We start from the raw sequence: 6152 nt of genomic DNA, 5'->3' as shown, positions 1-6152 counted from the left end.
CGCCGCGCCAGCGCGCGTAACGCCAGGGCAAATACCAGCGTGCCCCGGGCGGCGCGGCGAGGGGCACGTTGTCGATGCCCGACGTGCCGTACGGATTGCAGCGAAGCAGGCGCGCGAGCGTCATCCAGCCACCGGCCCAGAGCCCGAAACGTTCGATCGCCTCGTCGCCGTAGGCGGAGCAAGTCGGAAGGTGCCGGCAGTTGTAGCCGACCAGCGGCGAGAGTGTATGGCGGTAGAGCCAGATCAGCGCGCGACCGAATCTGCGTGGAAGGCGAAGCGCGCCTTCGACGGGAGTGGAACAATGCTCGCAAGCTGAATGCTTCATGTGCGCTTTGCCGCGATCGTCGGCGAGGTGTTGCCCGGTTCCGGCGCAGGGAACAGCAAGGTGTTATTTGCGCGCCATATTTTACGTGCTTTTTGGGAGCAGTGCAGCAAGTACCTATGGACGATCTGTATTCCCCCGGATACCATTTTTATGACGTCCGTGTGTAGAAGCATACTCGTGTATGATGGACTCAGAGGGCGCTACCGAGGATTGTCGGGGGACCTTTGGGGCTTGGGGAAGGAACCAGATTGAGACTTCTGAACTCCCTTGATCGTCGCGGCTGGTTGGTGCTTGGGGCTGCCGCACTCGGCATCGCGCTGTCCGGAGCTGTGGCGACGACCGGCACCAAGGCTCATGCCGCTGCTGCTCTCGAAGAGCGCAAGCTGCCGATGAAGTTCAGCTGGGTCGCCTGCGAGCCGAACTGCCGCGGCTGGGTCAGCGCGGTTGGCATCATCACGGCCGATACACCCAGGGATTTCGAGGAGTTTTCACGCGGGCGCCAGCTCGGCGGTGCCACCGTCGTGCTCGATTCCAGCGGCGGTTCCGTCAACGACGCGATCACGCTCGGCAGGCGCTTCCGCAATCTCGGGCTTTTGACCACGGTCGGCATCAGCGTTCAGAACCGCGGCGGGCAGTCGGCCCGTCCGGCGGTCGCGCCTGACGCCTATTGCGAATCCATGTGCGTGTTCCTGCTGCTGGCCGGCAAGAAGCGCTACGTGCCGGACGCCGCCCATGTCCGGGTCCATCAGATCTGGATGGGCGACCGCGCCGATGACGCCAAGGCGGCGAGCTACAGCGCGCAGGATCTGATGATCGTGGAACGCGACATTGGCCGGCTTGCCAAATACACTTTCGACATGGGCGGCGCCGGCGATCTTTTGTCGCTCGCGCTCAGCGTCCCGCCCTGGGAAGATCTGCACGAGCTGGACACCGGCGAGCTCAAGCTCACCAATCTCGTGACGACCGATCTGGTGGCCGACGTGCTGCCGCATGTGGACGTCACGGCGCCGGCCATGGCGGAGCTGACACCGAAGACGCAGGCCAGGTTTGGCGTGGAACCGGAGCAGGCGGCCAGGTCGACTAAGACGGCGGAAGCCGTCGTGCCGACCGGGACGGCGCCGAGCGCGGGCTCGCAGAAGTAGGATCTCAAATCTTGGCCGTCATTCCGGGGCGCGCGTAGCGCAAACCCGGAGTCTAGCGCTGTAATCTCGGGATTCCGGGTTCGTCGCTTTGCGACGCCCGGAACGACGCGGGCGGGTTCAGCCCTGCGCCGCAGCCGGCTGCTTCGCCTTCGCTTCGATCTGACCGATGGCATCGACCACCGCATCGAAGGTCAGGAGCGTCGAGGCATGGCGCGCCTTGTAGTCGCGGACCGGCTCGAGGAACTTGATCTCTTCCCATTTGCCTTCAGGAGGCGCGCCGTTCTCCTTGAGCATCTTGCGAACGGTTTCGCGTAACTCACGGAGTTCGCTCGCAGTCGAGCCAACGACGTGACTTGCCATAATGGATGAAGAGGCCTGTCCCAGCGCGCAGGCCTTCACGTCATGGGCGAAGTCGGTGACGGTATCTCCACTCATCTTGAGATCGACCTTCACGGTCGACCCGCACAGCTTGGAGTGGGCAGTCGCGGTGGCATCGGGGGCCGACAGCCGCCCGAGGCGCGGAATATTCCCGGCCAACTCGATGATCCGCTTGTTATAAATGTCGTTCAGCATGTGATGGAGTCCAACACTTCCGCACCGGATCGGCCTTGGCGGGCGCCGTCCACGGTCCTATATAGGGTCGGAACGGGTGGAAAAACAGTCCAGCGGCCCGGCGGCGGCGATCCAGGACCACGCGGGCCGACGTTAGAGATTGCGGACCTTTTTCGCCAAAACTGTAGTCTTCAGGCGTCCGGCGGCTTGCCGCCCCGTCTGCCGGTGACACTCCGGCCGCAAGGCCGTCGAACGGAGTCGATATGGACGCTACGATCAAATCCCTTCGCCCCAACAAGCCCTCCGACCGGCAGCCTGAGAGCCGCCCGGCCGAGCTTGACCCTGCCGAATTCCTCGCGGCCGCCGTCCGCGCCGACCAGCCGCGCCCCGCGCGCGCAGAAGCGGAAGCGGCAGTGAAGACGCTGCTGGCCTATATCGGCGAGAACACCGCGCGCGAGGGTCTCCTGGACACGCCGCGCCGCGTGGTCGAAGCCTTCGACGAGCTCTATCAGGGCTATCACCAGTGTCCGGCCGAGGTGCTCGACCGCACTTTTGGCGAGACCGCCGGCTATGACGATTTCGTGCTGGTGCGCGACATCGAATTCACCTCGCAGTGCGAGCATCACATGATGCCGTTCTACGGCAAGGCGCACATCGCCTATACGCCGGTGGAGCGCGTCGTCGGCCTGTCGAAGCTTGCCCGCCTGACCGACATCTTCGCCCGCCGGCTCCAGACCCAGGAGCATCTGACGGCGCAGATTGCTGCGGCGATCGACGAGGTCCTGAAGCCCCGCGGCGTTGCCGTGCTGATCGAGGCCGAGCATACCTGCATGTCGGTGCGCGGTGTCGCCAAGCATGGCGCCTCAACGTTCACCAGCCGCTTTACCGGCATGTTCCGCGACAATCCGGCGGAGCAGGCCCGTTTCCTGTCCCTGGTGCGAGGCCTGCAACGCTGACCTCGCGAGTTGACTGGCGAGGTTTCTGTGTCCGCTCACTCCCATGAGATCGATGAAGGTCTGTCCTTCCAGCCCCGGTTCGACGCGGCCGGGCTCGTGACTTGCGTGGCGACCGATGTCGCCACCGGCGACGTGCTCATGGTCGCCCACATGAACGACGAGGCGTTGCGCAAGACGATCGCCACCGGCGAGGCCTGGTACTTCAGTCGTTCGCGCAATGCCTTGTGGCGAAAAGGTGAGACATCGGGTCAGACCCAGCGCGTGGTCGAGATGCGCACCGATTGCGACCAGGACGCGGTCTGGATTCGCGTCGAGCAGATCGGCGCGGCCTGCCACACCGGCCGCCGGTCCTGCTTCTACCGCAAGGTCGAGGCCGAGGGCGGGGGAGCCAAGCTCGTCTTCGTCGATGCCGAGCGGCTGTTCGATCCCAGCGACGTCTACAAGAAGTAGCCCCTCTGTCATTCCGGGGCGTGCGCAGCATGAGCCCGGAATCCATCGTGCGGCATCACGCGCGGGGGGGATGGATTGCGGGCTCATCGCTTCGCGATGCCCCGGAATGACCCGGGGATGGGCAAGTAGCCAAATTAACCCCGCATTAACCATACCTGTCCCACGGTGAGACGACAGGGCGCCGAATTGCCGGCGTCGCTCAACGCCGCGCGGGGCGGGCACTCCATCATGTCGGTCGACAATTCCAGTGCCTCTCAGACGGCGGTTCTCGATCCGTCGCGGGCGCGCGTCGCCGGTGCGATCAAGCAGGCCTCGAACATCACGGGCGTCAGCTTCCAATACATGCTGACCACCGCAAAGATGGAATCGGATTTCGATCCGACCGCGGGAGCCACGACGTCGTCCGCGCATGGGCTCTATCAGTTCATCGACCAGACCTGGCTCGGCACGGTGAAGGAGGCGGGGACCCAGCTCGGCTACGGCAATTATTCCGACGCCATCACCAGGACATCGTCGGGCAGCTACACCGTCGACGATCCCGTGATGAAGCGGTCGATCATGAAGCTGCGCGACGATCCGGAAGCCGCCTCGAGCATGGCCGCGGCGCTGACGCAGTCGAACAGTTTCAAGCTCACCGGTCTGCTCGGCCGCAGGCCGTCAGACAGCGAGCTCTACATGGCGCATTTCATGGGCGTCGGCGGAGCCGCAAAACTGATCGCCAATGCCGAGGACAATCCGCAAGCGGTCGGCGCGCGGTTGTTCCCCAATGCGGCATCCGCCAACCGTTCGATCTTCTATGCCAGGGATGGCCGCGCCCGCAGCGTCTCCGAAGTCTATTCGGTGCTGGACGCGCGCTATGCGAGCGCAGCGAATTCGAAGACCACGCGCAGCGCGATGGCGATGTATGGCGGCACGCCGTCGACGACGCAGGTCGCAAGCGCAAATGCCGTGCTGCCCACCACGCCCGTGATCGACAATGCCGCCTATCTCCAGACCTTTCCGAATGCGCGCGGCGTGACGCCGGTCAGCGCGACATCGTCAGCCACGGTCGCGGATAATGCACCGGGCACGCCGATGTTTCGCTCGATCTATCAGCCCGGCGACGCCACGCAGCCGGTCTCGACGACGGTGCAGAAATTGTGGGGCAACAACGCCTCGCTCACCTCGGTCGCGCCAGCGACCTCGGTCGCATCAGCGACGCCGGATGTGCGGCCGCCGCAGCCGCTCGACCTCTTCAGCGATCGCAGCGGCTCGTTCTCGAGCTAACCCTCGCGCTCGTGTCCCGGACGCGCAGCGTTGCTGCGCAGGGTYGGGGTAGGGACGCAGAGGCGCCTTGGTTCCCTTAACAAAACGTCAATAAAACCAGCCAGTTATGGTGAACGCTTTGTTAAGCGTCGTGGTTTATTTTGTGTTGCAGGTGACGAGCCGTYACCATTTTCGTTTGTTGTGTAAGCCGGAAGCAGCATGATTGTTCGGCAGTTCATCAATTGGATCAGGACGGCGTCCGCCGGCGAGCGGGCCGAGGCAACACGGGCATTGGCCCGGGCCTGGCTGATCTCGGACCTTTCCGCAGACGACCGCGTCGCCGCCGAAGGCGCGCTGCTGATGCTGCTCGACGATCCCTCGCCGCTGGTGCGGCAGGCGATGGCCGAGGCCTTTGCGCGCAGCACGGATGCCCCGGCGGCGATCGTGCGGGCGCTGTCGGCGGACCAGCCGACCGTCGCGCTGCCCGTGCTCGAACATTCTCCGCTGCTGATCGATGCCGATCTCGTCGACATCGTCGCAACCGGCAATGACGAGGTGCAGTGCGCGGTCGCGCGCCGCATCGCGCTGCCGGTGTCGGTCTGCGCCGCCATCGCCGAAGTCGGCTGCGCGGCGGCAGCGCTCGAGCTGATCGAAAATCCCCATGCCGAGCTCGCGCCGTTCTCCTGGAACCGTATCGTCGAACGCCACGGCCATCTCGCCGCGATCCGCGAGGCGATGCTGGTGCTGGAGGATCTGCCGGCCGCAACGCGCGCGGCGCTGGTGGCCAAGCTCTCCGAGACGCTGGCGCAATTCGTTGTCGCGCGGAACTGGCTGAGTCCCGATCGCGCCGACCGCATCACCATCGAGGCGCGCGACCGCTCCACCATGAACATCGCGGCGCGCTCGCGCGGCGAGGACATGCAGGGCCTGGTGCATCATTTGCGCGTCACCGGCCAGCTGACCGCAGGCCTGATCCTGCGCGCATTGTTGTCCAGCAATCTCGATCTGTTCGACGCCGCGCTGGCTGAACTCGCCGATCTGCCGCTGGCGCGCGTCACCGCGCTGCTGCACGATCGCGGCGGCAACAGCCTGCACGCGCTGCTGCGTCGCGCCGGGCTTCCCGAGGCGACGTTTGCGGCGTTCCAGGTGGCGCTCGACGCCTGCCACGAGCAGGGCTTCGTCGATAGCGACGACGGGGCGGTGCGGCTGCGCCGGCGCATGGTCGAGCGCGTGCTCACCCATTGCGAGACCGACCGTGGTGCCACCGAACCGCTGATGGTCCTGCTCCGCCGCTTCGCCACTGAGTCCGCGCGCGAAGAGGCAAGGCTGTTCTGCGACGAGCTCGTCGCGGATGACACGGTCGATCCGGTTTATGACGATCTGATCGCGGCGTAATTCAAGGCTCGCGATAAGGTGAGGTGGAAGACACAAACTCCGTCATTGCGAGCGCAGCGAAGCAATCCAGAGTCCCGCCGCGGGAAC

General features: G+C 65.1%; 7 protein-coding genes. 5 read left to right on the top strand and 2 right to left on the bottom strand.

Features of this window, described 5'->3' with window-relative positions:
* Positions 1 to 325 (bottom strand): membrane protein insertion efficiency factor YidD (yidD, locus tag AC1D00_RS22345; RefSeq protein ID WP_477012144.1); only part of this gene is annotated, 325 nt, incomplete at its 3' end.
* 248 nt (positions 326 to 573) lie between these two features.
* Here yidD and AC1D00_RS22340 point away from each other — a divergent pair.
* On the top strand, positions 574 to 1467 hold the full coding sequence (locus AC1D00_RS22340; protein ID WP_477012143.1) for a COG3904 family protein: 894 nt from the start codon (positions 574 to 576) through the stop codon (positions 1465 to 1467).
* Between the two features lie 117 nt (positions 1468 to 1584).
* Here the strand turns inward: AC1D00_RS22340 and AC1D00_RS22335 are convergent, their stop codons facing one another.
* Entirely contained in the window at positions 1585 to 2040 is a 456-nt protein-coding gene (locus AC1D00_RS22335; RefSeq protein WP_027549065.1) for an iron-sulfur cluster assembly scaffold protein, read from the bottom strand.
* A gap of 242 nt (positions 2041 to 2282) precedes the next feature.
* On the opposite strand from AC1D00_RS22335, the gene folE reads away from it, so the two are divergent.
* The 4 genes from folE to AC1D00_RS22315 all read left to right on the top strand — a co-directional run bounded on the left by folE (position 2283) and on the right by AC1D00_RS22315 (position 6065).
* Positions 2283 to 2975, top strand: a complete 693-nt coding sequence (gene folE, locus AC1D00_RS22330; RefSeq protein ID WP_135174305.1) for a GTP cyclohydrolase I FolE — start codon at positions 2283 to 2285, stop codon at positions 2973 to 2975.
* Positions 2976 to 3002: 27 nt separating this feature from the next.
* Entirely contained in the window at positions 3003 to 3425 is a 423-nt protein-coding gene (gene hisI, locus AC1D00_RS22325; protein ID WP_477012142.1) for a phosphoribosyl-AMP cyclohydrolase, read from the top strand.
* A 186-nt stretch (positions 3426 to 3611) separates the two neighbouring features.
* Positions 3612 to 4691, top strand: a complete 1080-nt coding sequence (locus AC1D00_RS22320) for a lytic transglycosylase domain-containing protein (protein WP_477012145.1) — start codon at positions 3612 to 3614, stop codon at positions 4689 to 4691.
* Between the two features lie 198 nt (positions 4692 to 4889).
* A complete protein-coding gene (locus tag AC1D00_RS22315) occupies positions 4890 to 6065 on the top strand; it encodes a DUF2336 domain-containing protein (protein WP_477012141.1) in 1176 nt (391 codons plus the stop codon).
* The last annotated feature ends 87 nt before the right edge of the window (positions 6066 to 6152 follow it).

The sequence above is a fragment of the Bradyrhizobium sp. P2_E8 genome, assembly GCF_056403875.1.
Note: the sequence above shows the minus strand (reverse complement) of the source record. Positions and strands in the feature narration are given on the sequence as shown.

Bases quoted from the DNA above. Each gene is read 5' to 3' on its own strand.
- AC1D00_RS22315 (WP_477012141.1), top strand. From the start codon at position 4,890: ATGATTGTTCGGCAGTTCATCAATTGGATCAGGACGGCGTCCGCCGGC.
- folE (WP_135174305.1), top strand. From the start codon at position 2,283: ATGGACGCTACGATCAAATCCCTTCGCCCCAACAAGCCCTCCGACCGG.
- AC1D00_RS22335 (WP_027549065.1), bottom strand. From the start codon at position 2,040: ATGCTGAACGACATTTATAACAAGCGGATCATCGAGTTGGCCGGGAAT.